This is a genomic window from Lysinibacillus sp. JNUCC 51 (assembly GCF_015999525.1).
Taxonomy (GTDB): Bacteria; Bacillota; Bacilli; order Bacillales_A; family Planococcaceae; genus Lysinibacillus; species Lysinibacillus xylanilyticus.
In genome coordinates this window covers 1,988,497-2,006,769 of the sequence record NZ_CP065545.1, presented here as the reverse complement: position 1 = coordinate 2,006,769, position 18,273 = coordinate 1,988,497, and the positions used below count along the sequence as shown (strand labels likewise).

The 18,273-nt window shown below is 37.4% G+C and carries 13 protein-coding genes and 1 pseudogene; 13 read left to right on the top strand and 1 reads right to left on the bottom strand.

Annotation, left to right across the window (positions count from 1 at the left end):
* The first annotated feature begins 106 nt into the window (after nt 1–106).
* From JNUCC51_RS09685 to JNUCC51_RS09670, 4 genes and pseudogenes are all read left to right on the top strand, one after another.
* A complete protein-coding gene (locus JNUCC51_RS09685) occupies nt 107–940 on the top strand; it encodes an undecaprenyl-diphosphate phosphatase (RefSeq protein WP_337991812.1) in 834 nt (277 codons plus the stop codon).
* Between the two features lie 237 nt (nt 941–1,177).
* Nucleotides 1,178–2,479, top strand: coding sequence for a protoglobin domain-containing protein (locus tag JNUCC51_RS09680; protein ID WP_337991811.1), 1,302 nt, complete (start codon nt 1,178–1,180; stop codon nt 2,477–2,479).
* Between the two features lie 518 nt (nt 2,480–2,997).
* Nucleotides 2,998–3,960: a 2-hydroxyacid dehydrogenase gene (locus tag JNUCC51_RS09675; protein ID WP_337991810.1), complete on the top strand. Its 963-nt coding sequence runs from the start codon at nt 2,998–3,000 to the stop codon at nt 3,958–3,960.
* A 266-nt stretch (nt 3,961–4,226) separates the two neighbouring features.
* A pseudogene (locus JNUCC51_RS09670) lies at nt 4,227–5,786 on the top strand (IS1182 family transposase); the annotation flags it as partial.
* A 124-nt stretch (nt 5,787–5,910) separates the two neighbouring features.
* On the opposite strand, the gene JNUCC51_RS09665 reads toward JNUCC51_RS09670, so the two are convergent.
* The gene (locus JNUCC51_RS09665) at nt 5,911–6,711 is read right to left on the bottom strand and encodes a TIGR00266 family protein (protein WP_337991808.1); all 801 of its coding nucleotides are present in this window, start codon (nt 6,709–6,711) and stop codon (nt 5,911–5,913) included.
* A 500-nt stretch (nt 6,712–7,211) separates the two neighbouring features.
* Between JNUCC51_RS09665 and JNUCC51_RS09660 the strand changes: the two genes are divergently transcribed.
* The 9 genes from JNUCC51_RS09660 (at nt 7,212) to JNUCC51_RS09620 (ending at nt 17,783) form a co-directional block, all read left to right on the top strand.
* Nucleotides 7,212–8,690, top strand: a complete 1,479-nt coding sequence (locus JNUCC51_RS09660; RefSeq protein ID WP_337991807.1) for an aldehyde dehydrogenase family protein — start codon at nt 7,212–7,214, stop codon at nt 8,688–8,690.
* A 26-nt stretch (nt 8,691–8,716) separates the two neighbouring features.
* On the top strand, nt 8,717–9,889 hold the full coding sequence (locus tag JNUCC51_RS09655; RefSeq protein WP_337991806.1) for a saccharopine dehydrogenase family protein: 1,173 nt from the start codon (nt 8,717–8,719) through the stop codon (nt 9,887–9,889).
* A gap of 10 nt (nt 9,890–9,899) precedes the next feature.
* On the top strand, nt 9,900–11,093 hold the full coding sequence (locus tag JNUCC51_RS09650; RefSeq protein ID WP_337991805.1) for an acyl-CoA dehydrogenase family protein: 1,194 nt from the start codon (nt 9,900–9,902) through the stop codon (nt 11,091–11,093).
* Between the two features lie 485 nt (nt 11,094–11,578).
* The gene (locus JNUCC51_RS09645; RefSeq protein WP_337991804.1) at nt 11,579–12,004 is read left to right on the top strand and encodes a MarR family transcriptional regulator; all 426 of its coding nucleotides are present in this window, start codon (nt 11,579–11,581) and stop codon (nt 12,002–12,004) included.
* A gap of 154 nt (nt 12,005–12,158) precedes the next feature.
* The gene (locus tag JNUCC51_RS09640) at nt 12,159–12,764 is read left to right on the top strand and encodes a DedA family protein (protein WP_337991803.1); all 606 of its coding nucleotides are present in this window, start codon (nt 12,159–12,161) and stop codon (nt 12,762–12,764) included.
* Nucleotides 12,765–12,854: 90 nt separating this feature from the next.
* Nucleotides 12,855–14,057: an MFS transporter gene (locus JNUCC51_RS09635; protein WP_337991802.1), complete on the top strand. Its 1,203-nt coding sequence runs from the start codon at nt 12,855–12,857 to the stop codon at nt 14,055–14,057.
* 317 nt (nt 14,058–14,374) lie between these two features.
* Nucleotides 14,375–14,908 carry a CDP-diacylglycerol--serine O-phosphatidyltransferase gene (gene pssA / locus JNUCC51_RS09630; protein WP_337991801.1) on the top strand — a complete coding sequence of 178 codons (534 nt, stop codon included), beginning with the start codon at nt 14,375–14,377 and terminating at the stop codon, nt 14,906–14,908.
* Nucleotides 14,899–15,387 (top strand): DedA family protein, encoded by a 489-nt coding sequence (locus tag JNUCC51_RS09625; protein ID WP_337991800.1) that lies wholly within the window; start codon nt 14,899–14,901, stop codon nt 15,385–15,387. Before pssA ends, JNUCC51_RS09625 begins: the two co-directional genes overlap by 10 nt.
* 302 nt (nt 15,388–15,689) lie before the next feature.
* Nucleotides 15,690–17,783 carry a beta-propeller domain-containing protein gene (locus JNUCC51_RS09620; RefSeq protein WP_337991799.1) on the top strand — a complete coding sequence of 698 codons (2,094 nt, stop codon included), beginning with the start codon at nt 15,690–15,692 and terminating at the stop codon, nt 17,781–17,783.
* Nucleotides 17,784–18,273 lie beyond the last annotated feature (490 nt).

Sequence of the window (18,273 nt, the reverse complement as noted above, 5' to 3'; positions counted from 1 at the left end):
AATTCCAAATCCGGACGCAATGTTTATCTGTAGCGAAAGCGGCAGTCTCGCCAAGGTGAAATTGATAATATGGTTGTATTTAATTAACAAAAGGTAAGGTGAAAACGTGGATATCATTGAATTATTAAAGGCGCTTATTTTAGGCTTGGTCGAAGGAATGACAGAGTTTGCACCAGTGTCATCGACAGGTCATATGATTATTGTGGACGATATGTGGCTAAAGACAGAAGAGTTTTTAGGGATGTATCCCGCCAATACATTTAAAATTGTTGTTCAACTAGGTTCTATATTAGCTGTAGTCGTTGTGATGTGGAAACGAATGTTGAGCTTAGTGGGGCTATATAAAATCGAAGGACAATCTACTTCGATGAAAGGTCGCTTCAACTTAATGCATGTTATTGTGGGTATGTTGCCAGCAACTGTATTAGGTTTTGCATTTAAAGACTTTATTGACGATCATTTATTTAAAGTAGAGCATGTTATTTATGCTTTAGTAGCTGGTGCAATTTTAATGATTATTGCAGATAAATTTGCACCGAAAAGACCAAAAGTGGATTCTCTAGATAAAATTTCTTATGGTTTAGCATTTAAAGTAGGTTTAGTACAATGCTTATCGCTTTGGCCAGGGTTCTCTCGTTCAGGTGCGACAATATCTGGTGGTGTACTATTTGGTATGAGTTACCGTGTGGCTGCAGATTTTACTTTCATTATGGCAGTACCAATTATGGCAGGTGCTAGTCTAGTATCTGTACTGAAAAACTGGGACACGCTATCTATGGATTACTTTAGCTTCTATGTAGTAGGCTTCATTAGTTCATTTATTTTTGCTTTACTTTCTATAAAATTCTTTGTAGCACTTGTTTCAAAAGTGAAATTAATGCCATTTGCTATTTATCGTTTAGTACTAGCAGCGGTACTAGCTGTTATTATCTTTATGTAAATAATAAGGTCACTCTTCTATTAAGAATGAGTGGCTTTTTTTTGCGTTTGATCTTAATTTTAGGGAGAATTACGTGGTTAATAAGTATTGTTCGAAAGTATGATAGATTATTGTTTATTCCAAAAAAGATATTTTTTACCTATATATTGTCATTACAATTGTAAAGAACTTATAATAAATTCAGAGAGTTTTTTGTTTTCGGATTATATTCGACGGAATAAACTCAGACACAGTGAGGTGGAGAAATTGTTTCTAATTAAAAATAAGCCCAAGAAAAATACAATTGAAATTAGTGATGAATCAAATGTAGGGGTTATGATTCAAGATCAGGAACGTTTACTACAGTTAAATCTAGTAAACTTAACGAGAGAAGATTTGAAGTTAATAAGAAGTTTAAAACCGTATATTGAACGAAATGTTGAAGAGGTAGTGGCAGCTTTTTACCATGCGATTGAAAGTGTGCCAGCCTTACGTGAGGTTATTGAAAAATATAGCTCTAGTGAGCGATTACGCCAAACATTACGCCATCATATTATAGAAATGTTCGAAGGGCGTATAGACGATGCGTTTTTGGAGAAGAGAAGGCGAGTAGCAAAAATGCATGTGAAGATTAACTTGTATCCTAAGTGGTATTTAGCAGCCTTTCAAAACCTTGAGAAATTTTTAAGAAAGATTGTTTATAATCTTCAATTGACGAGGGATGAAGAAGAAAAGTTTTGTGAAGCTATTGGTAAAATGTGTAATATTGAACAACAGATTGTCTTAGAGGAATATGATAATTATGCTAATACCTTAATGGAGAGGCAACAGGATAGTGTTCGAGCACATGTTAAGGAAATTATAGGTGGTATTTCTACGCAGTTGGAGACTCAATCTTATAGTACCAATGAAACAGTAACAGAACTTGTTTATAACGCTAAGGAAGTGAATGAATACTTGAAGGAAAGTATCGATGAGGCAAAAACAATGCAAGAGGTATCGTCTGAAGGCTATTCTAAAATAATATCAATAAATGAGCAAACGGGGAAAATTCATCATAAGACAATTGAAATGTCGGGTATGGTGGAGCAATTAGATCATTCTTCCTCTAAAATTAATGCTGTTATTGAAATAGTAAAAAGTATTTCTGGTCAAACAAATTTACTTGCATTAAATTCAGCTATTGAGGCTGCACGTGCAGGAGAGCATGGAAAAGGCTTTGCGGTCGTGGCGAGTGAAGTTCGTAAGCTTGCGGACCAGACGAAAAATTCGGTTGAACAAATTGCGGATCTCATAACTATGTCTAATGGAATAACAGAACAAGTTGTACTAGCAATTCACGAGATTCAAGAACTTGTGAATAATAGTATTGAGCAAAACGAAGAGTCTTTAAAAGCGTTCGATGCAATATCTGGCTCAGTAAATGGTTCTATCTCAAACTTCCAAAATGTTGGTCTAAAAATAACGGAACTGGCAGAAATTATAGAATCGATTGGAGAATCTTCCGAGGAATTAAAACAAGTTGCCAATCGATTAGATACAACAATCAGAGACTTCTAACGACTATGCATAAAGCCTATGCATAGTTTTTTTGTATCACCTAAAGTTAAGGGTGATATTTTGTTTGAAGGTGTTTAATGGAACGAAGGCTAAGAGCATCACATCCTGTGATAACGCCTTCGTGACCAAATTCGGTGCTGTTGCTGTCGCTACGTTGCACTACGCTTTCGCACAGAATGAACCCCTTTTGCTGCCGCTACGTTAGCACTACGCTTTCGCGCAAAAAAATCTGTTGGCCCGAGACCCTGCAGCGAAGTGGATGTTTTCTGTGCGAAAGCGAAGCGACAGCAACAAAGCGCTAGTCGGAACGGAAATCAACCACACGTTATGAGATTAGACAGTTTTTTATAAATAGGACAAAATCGTTTATTTAGAGGATAAAACAGCAAATAGACGGATGAAGTTTGTAGAGTGATAGAAAGGAATAGCTATCACACACGTAAAGATAAGAAATCCCTAGAAAATGAGCGTTCTAAGTGTTACGCTATAGGCGAATTGAATTGAGGGGTGTTCGGAATATGAAAAAGAAATTATTTATTACTCGAAAGTTCCCAGCGCATATAGTTGAGCCGTTGAAAGAGTACTATGATATCAAACAATGGGAGGAGGAGGAAATTGTTATACCACGGGAAAAACTATTGGCAGCTGTAGCCGATTGTGAGGTATTGTGGGTAACGATTGCTGACCAAGTCGATGAAGAGTTATTATTACATGCACCCAATCTAAAACTCGTGACAAATTTAGCAGTTGGATATAATAATATTGATGTCAAAGCTTTGCGTAAGCGTGGAATAATGGCGACTAATACTCCAGGAGTTTTAACAAATACGACTGCAGATTTAGTATGGGGATTATTGCTTGCGACTGCTCGAAGAATTCCAGAAAGCGAACGATATTTGCGTGAGGGTAAATGGAAAAGTTGGTATCCAATGCAATTAGTGGGTAAAGATGTTTCAGGATCTACTATAGGAATTATTGGTATGGGACGTATTGGCCAAGCTGTGGCAAGACGAGCAAAAGGTTTTGATATGAAAATTTTATACAACAATCGTAGACGTCGCCATGAGGCAGAAGAAATGTATGGCTTTCAATATGTATCGTTGGAGGATCTTTTAAAACAATCGGATTTTGTTGTTATAATGACACCTTTTAACAATGATACGGTAGGACTTATTGGAGCAGAGAAACTTGCTTTGATGAAGGATGACGCGGTATTAATTAATGCATCACGTGGTGGCATTATAGATGAGAATGCACTATATGATACGTTGAAAAATGGTAAGCTGTGGGCAGCGGGGCTAGATGTCTTTGAACAAGAGCCTATTGCGTTGGATCACCCATTGTTGACACTTCCGAATGTTGTAGCACTTCCGCATATCGGTAGTGCCTCACTTCAAACTAGAACTGCTATGCTGATGCTGAACGTTAAAGAGCTTACCGCATATGGGCAGGGCAAGGCTGTAACGAACCGAATTGATTAATGACATCTAGAGTTAACAGAAGTAGGAATGCGACGCAGAGACTTCATTCGTGAAGAGCGTAGAAAGCGCATTTATTGATACACATTTTTTATATTTATCGACAAGATTAAAGAGGCTGGGACAAAACCCATCTCTAAACTAAAAAGCCGGTGAAATTTTACGATCAGTAAAATTTCACCGGCTTTAAATTTTTTTCATAAAAAATAAGGACCACTTCTGATAAAATTAAGTCACCATAACAAAATTATACAGAAAGAAGGATCCTTATGTTTAAAGATTATAACATGAATCAATTAGTTTTGCCTTTAGATTTTGAAGTGAAGTTACAAAAGAATGATATTGCCTTCCATGTCCACCATTTAGTCGAAAGTATCCCGCCCGAAGCGTTTGAACCATTCCTTCGAAATGAGGGCTGTCCTGCCTACCATCCACGCATGATGCTTAAAATTATCTTATGTGCCTACACGCAATCTGTCTTCTCAGGGCGCAAAATTGAAGCGCTTTTAAAAGATAGTCTTCGGATGATGTGGTTAGCTCAAGGGCATGAACCAACCTACCGCACAATCAACCGATTCCGTGTCCAACCAGAGGTAAAAGAGTTGATTCGTCAATGCTTCGTTCAATTCCGCTGCCAATTGGTACAGGGAGAATTAATTGATCAGGAAGCTATTTTTATTGATGGAACAAAGATTGAAGCAAATGCGAACAAATTTACATTCGTGTGGAAAAAGTCGGTTGAGAAATATCATAACGGACTAATTGAAAAGTCAAACCAGCTATACGATGAGCTGCTTGAAAAAGAAATCATGCCAGAAATTGAACGGGAAAATGAAAAGGAATTAGCATTGGAAGACCTCGCTCAAATGGTCGAAAAAGTTGATGAAGTGATTTCTGAATATGATCGAAAAATTGAAGAGTCATCGGATGTAGCAGAGCGAAAGGCTTTAAGAACGGAACGGAAATTCCCAAAGCAGGCTCGCAAACAATTGATCGACTATATTGAACGCAAACTAAAGTATCAAAGAGACTTCGAAATCTTTGACGAACGAAATAGTTATTCGAAAACAGACCCGGATGCAACATTTATGCGTATGAAAGATGACTATATGAAAAATGGTCAATTGAAGGCAGGTTATAACATACAAGTGGCAACAGAAGGTCAGTATGCGCTTGCCTACAGCATTTTTCCGAATCCAACGGATACACGTACATTAATCCCATTTTTAGATGAAATCGAACAACATTATTTTAAGTTACCAAAACACATCGTCGCAGATGCTGGATATGGCAGTGAACAAAATTATGATGATATCCTTTCGAACCGTAAGCGAGAAGCCTTAATCACGTATAACATGTATGTAAAAGAACAGAAGAAAAAGCATAAGCAAAACGAATTCAATACAGAGAACTGGGATTATGATAAAGAACATGATCGATACACTTGCCCAAACCAACAACAGCTTGTATTTAAATATCGTTCCACTAAAACGGATAAGTATGATTTCACGCGTGAATTTAAGATATACGAATGTGAGGACTGTTCCGGATGCCCCCTACGTTCGTTATGTACGAAAGCAAAAGAGGGAAATAATCGTAAGTTAATCGTGAATGAGAAGTGGGAGCAACAAAAAGAATATGTAAGAGTAAAGCTTTCAGAAGAAAAAACGAGTACCATTTATCGTCAACGCAAAATTGACGTGGAACCAGTTTTTGGATTCTTGAAGGCTAATTTGCGTTTCACTCGATTTTCTGTACGAGGAAAATCGAAGGTTGAAAACGAGATGGGCCTCGCATTAATGGCTGTGAATTTAAGAAAATTCACAGCCATTAGCTAAGAACTATATGAAGACAACATAAAAAATAGAGAAATCCGAATTTGAATGAATTCAAATTCGGATTTCTCACTAATGAAGCTAGTTATGTCCCAGCCTCTTTAATAAATAGCATCGATTATTTATTAAACATATCAAATAAACCGCCAATACCACCTTCGCCTCTTGATTGACCGCCACCGCCTTGAGAAATTGGTGCTGCAGCAAAGACGCGGCTTGCTAATCGGCTAAATGGTAATGATTGAATCCATACTTTACCCGGACCCTTTAAAGTAGCGAAGAAGATACCTTCGCCGCCAAATAATGCAGTTTTTACGCCCCCAACCATTTCGATATTGTAATCCACATCAGATGTCATAGCTACTAAACAGCCTGTATCAACACGTAATACTTCGCCAGGTTGTAGAGTCTTTTCATGAATAGCTCCGCCTGCGTGTACAAAAGCCATGCCGTCTCCTTCGAGCTTTTGCATAATGAAGCCTTCACCACCGAAGAAGCCAACACCGATTTTTTTCTGGAATTCAATACCGATTGAAACACCTTTTGCAGCAGCTAAAAATGCATCTTTTTGACAAATAATCTTTCCGTCTAATTGACTTAAATCCATTGGAATAATCTTACCAGGGTATGGAGAAGCAAAATACACATGACGTTTACCTGAACCGACGTTCGTAAATGTCGTCATGAATAAACTTTCGCCCGTAATTAGACGTTTTCCAGCTCCAAATAATTTACCCATAATACCACTTTCTTGGCTTCCTCTTGAACCATCGCCAAAGACAGTTTCCATATGGATAGAATCATCCATCATCATGAGTGCTCCAGCTTCAGCTACTACTGTTTCTTGAGGGTCAAGCTCAACTTGCACGTATTGCATATCATCGCCATATAATTTGTAGTCAATTTCGTGATTATTCATAAAGGATTCCTCCAAAAAATAGTTTTGTTATTGTATACGATTATAAGTTATTTTGGTTTCAATGCATAATTAATTATTTTAGAAAAAAAGGGAATAAGCTAGTAAATGTCGAATATAAAAAACTATAATGGGTATTTTTTTTATTTTCGCCTAGCTGGAATTTTGTGATTGTTTTAACTTCTTTTATAGGGTGTCAAACATCAACTAAAAGAAGTTAAAGCCTTCGACGCAATTATGCCGAGGCATAATTGATTACTCACAAAAGACTTTCATCCGTAACTGACATCAATGCACAGCTAAAGGAAAATAAAGCCTCTGACGATTGTCACCGATGTTATTGATCCAAAAGCATACTCTTTAGACCTCTATATATTAAAAATTCGGAATTTTGACATATCTAATTTTATATACTATAGAGTAATAGATGATATCTGTCTGAAAGCGATGCGATTGGTAGCAAAGAGGCAGAGGCACCATAGATAGTTCAGGGGGTGTATGTAGTGGAAATTAAAAACTATATCGGCGGTGAATGGGTAACACATTCGCATTTACAAAGTATAGTAGTGACCAACCCTGCTAATGGGGAGCAGCTAGCTACAATACCGCTATCTACTGAAAGAGAGGTAGATGAAGCGGTAGCGCTTGCAAAACAGGCACAAAAAAACTGGGCATTAGTACCTGCGCCTAAACGTGCCGACTATTTATATGCCATCGGTCAAAAAATGAAAGAGAAGAAAGAGCATTTAGCGACCGTTTTAACAAAAGAGATGGGGAAGGTTATTGAAGAAGCTCGAGGTGAAGTACAGGAAGGGATAGACATGGCCTATTATATGGCTGGTGAAGGGCGAAGGTTATTTGGGGAGACAACACCGTCAGAGCTAGCCAATAAATTTGCTATGAGTGTACGGGCACCTATTGGCGTTGTAGGTTTAATAACTCCGTGGAATTTCCCTGTAGCCATTGCTACTTGGAAGTCATTCCCCGCAATAGTTGCTGGCAATACGTTCATTTGGAAGCCGTCGAATGAGACGCCAATGATGGCGTATGAGATGGGCAAAATTTTTGAAGAGGTTGGCTTACCGGGTGGAGTGGCAAATATCGTATTCGGTACGGGGCCAACAGTTGGAACAGCATTGATTGAACATCCAGATGTAAAGGTCATCTCATTTACCGGCTCTACAACAACTGGAAGTAAGGTAGCAGAGCTAGGCGGTAAACACCTGAAAAAGATTTCATTAGAGATGGGTGGGAAAAATGCAGTCATCGTTATGGATGATGCCGATTTACAGCTAGCCACTGAAGGCATTTTATGGAGTGCATTTGGCACTGCTGGTCAAAGATGTACAGCATGTAGTCGCGTGATTGTGCATAAAGATGTAAGAGAAGAACTAGAAAAACGTCTATTAGACGAAATGCAAAAGCTAACAATTGGGGACGGCCTGGGTGACGGTGTGAAAATCGGACCTGTGATTAACAAAGCCGCATTAGAAAAGATTAATCACTATGTGCAAATCGGCAAACAAGAAGGGGCGACGTTGTTAGCTGGAGGTAGAATTTTATCTGAGCCTCCTTATGATAAAGGGTTTTATTATGAGCCTACACTATTTACCAACGTAAAGCCTGACATGATTATTGCACAGGAAGAAATTTTTGGTCCGGTCGTTTCTCTAATTGAAATAGCAAGTTTGGATGAAGCAATCGAAGTAAATAATGGCGTGAAATTTGGCTTATCCAGTTCAATTTTCTCACAAGATGTTAATACGATTTTCCGCGCACAACGAGATTTAGATACAGGTATTGTTTATGTGAATGCTGGCACAACGGGTGCTGAAATCCATTTGCCATTTGGTGGCACAAAAGGCACGGGGAACGGTCATCGCGACTCGGGTGTAGCTGCCTTAGATGTTTATACAGAATGGAAAAGTATTTATGTAGACTATAGCGGTAAATTACAAAGAGCACAAATCGATACAGAATAACAGATCAATGAAAGGGGATGTTCTTGATGAAAGTTGTTGTATTAGGTGCAGGTTTAATGGGGAAAGAGGTAGCTCGTGATTTAATAAAAAATAGCAAAGTGGAGCGTGTATTTTTAGGGGATATAGACGTGAGTTTAGCGCAGAACTTTGTGGACTCGTTAAATACAGATAAGATTGAGGTTGTGGAGCTTCATGCTGAGCGCGATGACTCGTTAATGGAGGTTATCTCAAAAGGTAATGTAGTCGTTAATGCATTATTCTATTCCTTTAATGAGCGTGTAGCAAGAGCGGCAATCGCGGCTGGTGTCCATTCCGTGGATTTAGGTGGTCATATTGGTGGTGTAACAGAAAAAATATTAGATCTAGACGAAGAGGCAAAGGCAAAAGGTGTAACAATTATTCCGGACTTGGGTGTTGCTCCAGGTATGGTCAACATTTTAGCGGGTTACGGTGCTTCAAAATTAGATGAGGTAGAATCTATTAAACTATATGTAGGCGGTATTCCTACAGAGCCGAAGCCACCTCTTCACTATACGCGAGTATTTTCTCTAGATGGTGTCTTTGATCATTATACAGAGCCATCAAAAGTGATTCTAAAAGGTAAACTTCAAGAAGTTCCGTCGCTATCAGGCGTTGAACCTATTTATTTCAAAGATTTTGGTGTGCTTGAGGCATTTTATACATCTGGCGGTATATCGACGTTGGATAAGACATTCCCAAATGTCCAAACACTAGAATATAAAACGATTCGTTATAAAGGACATGCAGAGAAATTTAAGCTATTAGCAGATTTAGGATTCCTCGATGCTAGTAATAAGGTAGAGGTAGAAGATCAAGAAGTTTCTGTGCGCCCAGTTGTTCGTGAGGCACTTAAAAAGAAACTTGAGCTTGGTACAAAACCAGATGCAGTGCTACTGCGCGTAATAGTAGCCGGTGAAAAAGCGCAACAACAAGTGACTTATGAATACGAAATGGTCGTGCGAAAAGATATGACGATTAATGAAACGGCTATGGCTCGTGCAACAGCAAATACAATTTCTGTCGTTGCTCAAATGATTGGAGAAAATAAAATTACAGAGCGCGGTGTATTTGCACCTGAATCAGTTGTACCGGGCGATACTTATATTGAAGAGATGGCAAGACGTGGTGTTGTCATTAAGGAGACGTCTCATACATCTGCAATGATTGTGAAATGGTAGGTGCTTGGTCATGAATTTCGAATTTACCACTGAGCAGGAAATGTTACGTAAAACAGTGCGACAGTTTGTGGATGCCGAGATTATTCCACATATTGCGAAGTGGGATGCTGAGGGTGGCTTCAATCCGAAGATTTGGTCAAGGCTTGCTGAGCTAGGCTTAATGGGTGTTTGTGTACCAGAACAATACGGTGGTAGTGGGATGGATTACAATGCACTTGCCATCGTTTGTGAAGAACTTGAACGTGGAGATACAGCGTTTCGCACAGCTGTTTCAGTTCATACAGGTCTGAATAGCATGACCTTAATGCAATGGGGAACAGAGGCTCAAAAGCAGCAATATCTTGTTCCGCAGGCAAAGGGAGTTCGGATTGGGGCATTTGGTTTAACAGAGCCCGGAGCAGGATCAGATGTAGCCGCAATGTCTACCACCGCTGTAAGGGATGGAGATTTTTACGTTTTAAATGGACAGAAAACATGGATTTCCTTATGTGATATAGCTGACCATTTTATCGTTTTTGCCTACACTGATAAATCGAAAAAGCATCATGGCATTAGTGCGTTTATCGTAGAGCGTTCCATGCCGGGCTTTACATCGAAGGCCATTAAAGGTAAATACGGTATTCGTGCTGGTAATACCGGCGAGCTCTTCTTTGAAAATCTACGTATACCTGTAGAGAATCGCCTTGGAGAAGAGGGAGAAGGCTTTAAAATTGCAATGTCTGCGTTAGATAATGGTCGTTTCACAGTAGCTGCAGGTGCGGTCGGTCTTATTCAAGCGTGTCTCGAGGCGAGTGTGAAATACTGTCATGAACGCGAAACATTTGGTAAACCTATTGGTGAGCACCAACTAGTAGGGCAAATGATTGCCAAAATGGAAGCTGGCTATCAAATGAGTCGCCTACTTGTATATCGTGTTGGAGAGTTGAAAAACAAAGGTGTACGCAATACGCGAGAGACATCATTAGCAAAGTGGCAGGCTTGTGATTTTGCCAATAAAGCTGCGGATGATGCTGTCCAAATTCATGGAGCATATGGTTATTCGGATGAATATCCAGTCGCTCGTTATTTACGTAACTCAAAAGCACCGGTTATCTATGAAGGTACACGTGAAATTCATACAATTATGCAGGCTGACTATGTATTAGGAAAACGTCAAGATAAGTCATTAACAAAAATGCTACCGAGATGGCCATTTGAAGAATAAACATCTTATCAAGACTTTTTTATTAGCTTATTTTTTAAACACATGAATACACAGATTCAAATGTCAAATGAAAAACAACTTGGTCACCTTTCTAAGGAGAGGAGGCTAGGTTGTTTTTATTTTAACTTTAAATTTATTGTAGGTTTGTAATGAAGTTTGATTAAAGTTCCTCACAAACATTGATTTTAAAATAAAGAAAACGACCTCTTTTTGAACAATATTTGATAAAACAAGGTCACTTTTTAATATTGATAAATTTCAAGTGTGTTGATTAACCATTTTTATAAATTCGAAGAGACTGATTTCCGCTACAGGCTACTTGCTAACCTGAGCTCATTACCTGAACCTCGCTTCAATCTTCATCAATCAACCTTTTTACAATTAGTTTTTTATAACAATTGACAATAAAGGTTATTTGATTTAGTATAAACTTAAAATATTTTAATTAAAAATTTTTAAGTTTATTGTGAAAAGGAGAAATAAATGTGTTGAATGAACTCTTTGAAGATTTATATATGAAACTTGCTATGAATTTTTATAAAAATTCATCTCGCGGTCAAACAGTAGAGATTGAAAATATAAGTGCTGTAGAAATGGCATGCCTTGAAGTTGTATATTTCTTAAAAAAGCCTACCTATAGCGAGCTAGCAGAGTTTTTTAATATATCACAGCCGAATGCTACGTATAGAATCAACAAATTGATAAAGAAAGGATATCTTACAAAATTCAATGACGAAAAAGATAAACGTGTATATTACCTTCAAGTAACAGATAAATTTATGGAGTATTACTGTCTTAATGATAATTATATGAATAATATAATTATGAATTTGAAAAAAAGATGTACTGTAGAGGAAATAGAACAATTTGAAAAAATGTTAAAAATACTAATAAAAGAAGTTATGGAGTAATTACAGATGGAATTTAAAGCAATACACTATCTTTATTTAGTAGAATTGCAAAAGCGTTTAGATAATTTCGATCATGATAGATGGTAAACACCAAATATGATTGTTAAGAAATTGGGAGATCTACGATGGAAAAAGTAACCTTTGGAGAGATGACATGGAATGGATTTATGAATTATTTCAACAGTATGGATACTATGTTGTATTAGTTGGCTTGCTGTTAGAATATATTGCTCTTCCATTTCCGGGGGAGCCAACATTAGTTTATGCAGGGTATTTAGTACATACAGGAGACTTAAACTTACTGATATTAATTATACTATCGTTTATTGGGACAAGTGTTGGGATGACGATTCAGTATTTTCTAGGTAATAAACTAGGTATGGCGTTTGTACAAAAGTATGGAAAGTATGTGTTTTTAACACAGAGAAAAATTGATTTAACGAAAACGTGGTTTGATAAATATGGATATTTCCTGCTTTTTATTGGATTCTTCATTCCAGGTGTACGTCATTTTACGGGATACTTTGTAGGAATTATCAATTTATCATTTCGCCGTTTTGCAATAATAATTTATTCAGGTGCTCTGTTTTGGGTATCGTTCTTCTTAATTGGTGGTTACTGGTTAGGTGATAAAATGCATGATGTCTTTAGTATGATGGGACAACACATCGGGAAGATTGTTTTTGGCGTTATTATAATTGTTGCTATTATCCGATTCCGTAAACAATTGAAACGTTTATTTGTACAAAACACTAATTAATTTGGAACCCATTCTATGTAAAATTAGAAGTCTCTTAGACAGTTAGAGATATTTCACATCAATGATTCTTATAGAAATAGATGTTGATACATGAAGAAAACAATAAAAGAACAAAAGTCGATATTAATTATTCTTCTAAGCAATGTATTTATTGCATTTCTCGGAATTGGTCTCATCATTCCAGTTATGCCGTCATTTATGAATAGCATGCAATTATCAGGAAAAACGATGGGTTATCTTATTGCCGTATTTGCGATGGCACAACTACTTATGTCACCACTCGCAGGTCGTTGGGTTGACCGTTATGGCAGGAAGAACATCATCATAATCGGTCTATTCCTTTTTGGTATTTCAGAACTTATCTTTGGTTTAGGCACGCATGTATCGGTGCTTTATCTATCAAGAATGTTAGGGGGAATTAGTGCCGCCTTTATTATACCAGGTGTTACTGCCTACGTTGCAGATATTACATCAATTCAGGAACGACCAAAAGCGATGGGCTATATTTCTGCCACAATTAGTACTGGTTTTATTATAGGACCTGGCTTTGGTGGTTTTATTGCAGAATACGGTATACGCATGCCCTTTTTCTTTGCGGCAGCCATTGCCTTTTTAGCGTGCATTGCATCAATATTTATTTTAAAAGAGCCACTAACGAAGGAACAGCTTGCAGAAATTTCTGCTAAAACAAAGCAAACAAACTTTATAAACGATTTAAAAAAATCACTTAGTCCACTTTATTTCATTCCATTTATCATTGTATTTGTACTCGCTTTCGGCTTGTCTGCATATGAAACTGTCTTTAGTCTATTTTCTGATCATAAATTCGGCTTCACGCCAAAGGACATCGCAACCATTATTACGATAAGCGCAATCTTCGGTGTTATTGTGCAAATATTTATGTTTGGAAAAATGGTAGATAAACTCGGTGAAAAGAAATTGATCCAATTATGTTTAATTACAGGTGCAATATTGGCGGTTTTATCCACCGTGATCTCTGGATTTTGGGCAGTGTTGGTGGTAACTTGTTTCATCTTCCTCGCATTTGACTTACTTCGTCCGGCATTGACGACATTTTTATCAAAAGCTGCTGGTAAAGAGCAAGGGTTTATTGCTGGGATGAACTCAACCTATACGAGCTTAGGTAATATCATCGGGCCAACGATAGGAGGAATACTATTTGACATAAACGTTCACTACCCTTACCTTTTCTCTGCTGTTATTATGGTCATTGGCCTCGGTATTACATTTGTGTGGAAAGAAAAACAAATGACAGAAAACTTAGTGGAATAATTAGAGAAGTGGGGGAAGCCTTCAGAACAATCAAAATCCGAATTGTTTCTGTGACATTCAAAGAAGCCCTCTTTGTGGACCTAGAAAATTCCCTAACTCGAAAAGTTTTACCTAGTATTATCGTTTACTTAAATACCATTCCAATATAATTAGGAGTTTGTGGAGAAGGCGAGAAATCACTTTTGCATTTATCCACCACCTTCAGAGGAGGATTATTCAGTAGCTTACGTTTTACCTTTCGCTATTTTTCAAGGTGTGCAGTGAGACTGTTTTTTATCCATTATGTTGGTTTGAATGAATTGGAGGTTTATTATACTGTGAAATATATACCCTGTATGATTACAATTGGAAACTTTATTTGCGGACTTCTTGCTATTCGCTCTTTGTTTATTCAAGATTTCTATTCAGCAATGTTCTTCATTTTTGTTGGTATGTTTCTCGACTTTTTCGACGGTATGGCCGCACGTAAGCTAAATGCCGTTTCGGATATAGGGAAGGAACTTGATTCTTTTGCTGATTTGATTACGTTTGGTGTGGCTCCGGCTATGCTCGCTTACAATGTAGCATTGTATAGTATTCCGTTTATTGGGATTTTGTGTACGCTGGCATATGGCACTTGTGGAGCAATTCGCCTTTCCAGATTTAATGTTCATCAAAGCAAGTCTCCGACATTCATTGGAATGCCGATCCCATTCGCAGGAATATGTCTTGTTATATTAAGTTTCATGAATAACTCAATCGTATTAGCATTAAGCACATGTGTGCTTTCTTATTTGATGGTGAGCACAATTAAGTTTCCACATTTTAAAAGACTTGCGGTTGAAAATTCAGAGGTGGAAAGATGGGAATGATTCAAGAATTAATCGGATCTTATGGGTATATAGCAATTTTTTTAATGTTGCTTCTTGGAATCGTTGGACTGCCGATACCCGATGAAGTCCTAATGACAATTGTCGGTTATTTTACAAATATTCATGTCCTGAATTATGAACTTGCTATTCTCGTTAGTTTTGCAGGAGCGCTTATGGGGATGATGATCAGTTATCTAATTGGAAGAAAAGCTGGCCGTCCTTTAATAGCCAAATATGGAAAATGGATAGGACTGAAAGAAAAGAGAATGATGAAAGTGGAAAGGTGGATGAAGAAATACGGGCCGTTCTCACTTGTTTTCGGGTACTTCATTCCTGGTTTCAGACACGTAACCTGTTACTTTGCGGGAATCGGCAAAATGAAATTAAAAACATATATTACGTTTGCTGCGATTGGTGCTTTATTATGGTGTTTCACCTTTATTACAATTGGAAAGGTCGTAGGGGTTATACAGGCTTAATCCTATTTCCTATATTGGGTATTGCCCCACATCCATCAACTTAAGAATTTTATAACGCCCAAAAACGAGAGAATGTACAATTTCACATAAAATTGTACATTTTCTCGTTTTTGGGGTATTTGTATTGACGCTAGTGATAAAGTTAAATACACAATAATCAACCTTAATATGAGAACAAATCTAAAAATTGATTAATTTGTCTAATTAGCAGGTGTGTTGAACAAAAAAATTCAGAATAGTGTAACTTTCCTATTCTTTGGTAGTCTAATTAATAAACAACTTTATGAAAGGAAGTAAAAATGATGAAAAATAAGTGGATAGCCATTTTACTCATCGCCGTACTAGCTATTTTGCCAGGAACTTTTTCGTTGATGGTGCCCCAAAAAGTAGAGGCACAGACTGCCAGTGCGAGTATGACAACTCATAGCTGGCAAGTGTCCTTTGCAGAGGCAATAACGGAAAGCAAAATAACGGATGCCAATGTATACGTAACAAATAGCAAAAATGAAAAGGTGCTAGTAACAATAACATTGGGGGACGATAAAAAGACACTGATTGTTAGCGATTTAGCACCTGGTAGCTATAAATTACATGTGAATAAAGAAGCATTTGCACTAAGCGGAACTAAAACAGCCTCACAAGTAATACCATTTACCATCATTGAAAAGCTTGAAGCTGTAAAATCAGAAAAGGAACTACAACAATATTTCAAAACAATATTAGCTAATTCACGAAAAGAACCGGGCTATGAAGCAACCGCAGAAGTTGAAAAGAGCGAAGACAAAGCGAGTGCAGACAACTCCTCTACAACGAATAATCAAGTCGAAGGAGTGGAAGAAGGAGATATTGTTGTTGTCAAAGATGGCTTTATTTATTCTGTAAAAGATCATGGCATTACTGTAGTAGATGCTAAAGATCCGAAAAATTTAAAGTTAGCGACAACTATCAAGCTGAAGGAGTCACAATATATTTCGAAGCTAGCATTATATGATAATTTATTAATAGTAATTGGGGATAAATATTTAGAAAAAGTAGGCACAAGCATGTCGACAGCTACTTTGTATGATATTTCAAACCCAAAGAATCCGAAGCTCATACGTGAAGTGGGGCAAGAGGGATATTTACAAGATATTCGAATTACAAATGACACATTATATTTAATCGGTAATATGTATCCGAATTACTGGATGCTTAGAGAGCAAAAAACGGTGGATTTAAAACCGAAAACATTTGATAGTGTAGAAGGGAAAGAATATAAGAGCTTACCTCTAGAGAAAATTTCTATTTTACCTAATACAATGGATGGAACATATAGCTTAATTACAGCAGTAGATTTGAAAAATGGTGCAAAGACAACTGCGAATACTAAGGGATACTTAGGTGGTAGTAGCGGACTTTATATGTCAGAGGATGCACTTTATTTAACAACACCAATTTATGATGGATATTCAGTGCCTGCTGCTGGTCGTGTTATGGATATGATCTGGATGCCAAGAACAACTGATACACAAGTTTTTAAATGGAATGTTGATGGAACTGCCATGAATTTTGTAGGTACTACGGAAGTAAAAGGATCCGTGTTAAATCAATACTCAATGGATGAATATGAAGGCAATTTCCGCATCGTTACAACTGAAGGAAATGCCTGGGATGAACAACAAATATCACGAAATCACCTATTTATTTTAGATAAAAACTTACAACATCTCGGTGCAGTAAAAAATTTAGCTCCTGGTGAGAAAGTTTATTCTGCACGCTTTATGGGCGAAAAAGCATATGTAGTAACATTCAAGCAAGTGGATCCATTGTTTGTAATTGATGTAGCAAACCCGAAAAAGCCAACTGTGCTAGGAGAGCTAAAGATTCCGGGCTTTAGTAACTATTTACATCCATTAGATGATACACATTTAATCGGTATTGGCTATGATACCGAGCAACGCTATGATGAGTATTCAAAGCGTAATTTTACGGTTACAACTAATATGAAAATGTCATTGTTTGATGTTTCAGATTTCAAAAATCCAAAGGAACAATCAACAGTAAAAATAGGCGGAAAAGGCTCGTACTCCGAAGTTCAATACAATCCTAAAGCTCTATTACGCAATAAGGAATACAATTACTTTGGTTTCCCAGTTGTCCTTTATGATGCAGGGAAGGGCGATGAAGTCGTCTATAAAGGTCAGGGTGCACAAATCTATGAAATCACTGCAAATAAAGGAATCGTACTAAAAGGAAATATTGTTAATAAAAGCACTGGCGATCAATATGAAAATTGGGAGCAGCGTGTACAGCGGGTAGTCTATATAGATGACACTCTTTACACAATAGCTAACAATGAAGTAAAGAGCTATCAACTAAAAGACTTCAAACCACTTGATACCTTAACAATTAAATAAGCAGAAAGTCCAATAAACTCAAGGTTTATTGGACTTTTTTGTGTTAAAAACCTATTATCTCAATGATTCTGCAAAACGAGAGGTTGATTTCCGTTCCGACTGGGCGCTTTCCTGGGGGCGTCCGATGAGCCGCTTCACTCGCGATGCTCGCTCCAGGGTCTCATCTGTGACGCTAATCCCCGAGGAGTCGCCCAGCCTCCACTCCAATCAACATATCCACATGACATACGTTTTAACAAAATGTTATCCAACTTTTGAGTTTTATCGGAACACTTTTACGTTTTATCGTCCAGCCTTATTCCAATCAACCTTTTCACTTAGAACATATATTTTCTTTCATAAGCAACAATTGTTTTTTGTGCGAAAGCGGAGTGTCAGCAACAACAGATGTACAATTGCTTTCTCTGTTATAAGTCTATTCTGATCGATTATGGTGAGTAGCATATCTTTCACTTTTAACATTAAATTAAATTTATCAAAGTACTACGTT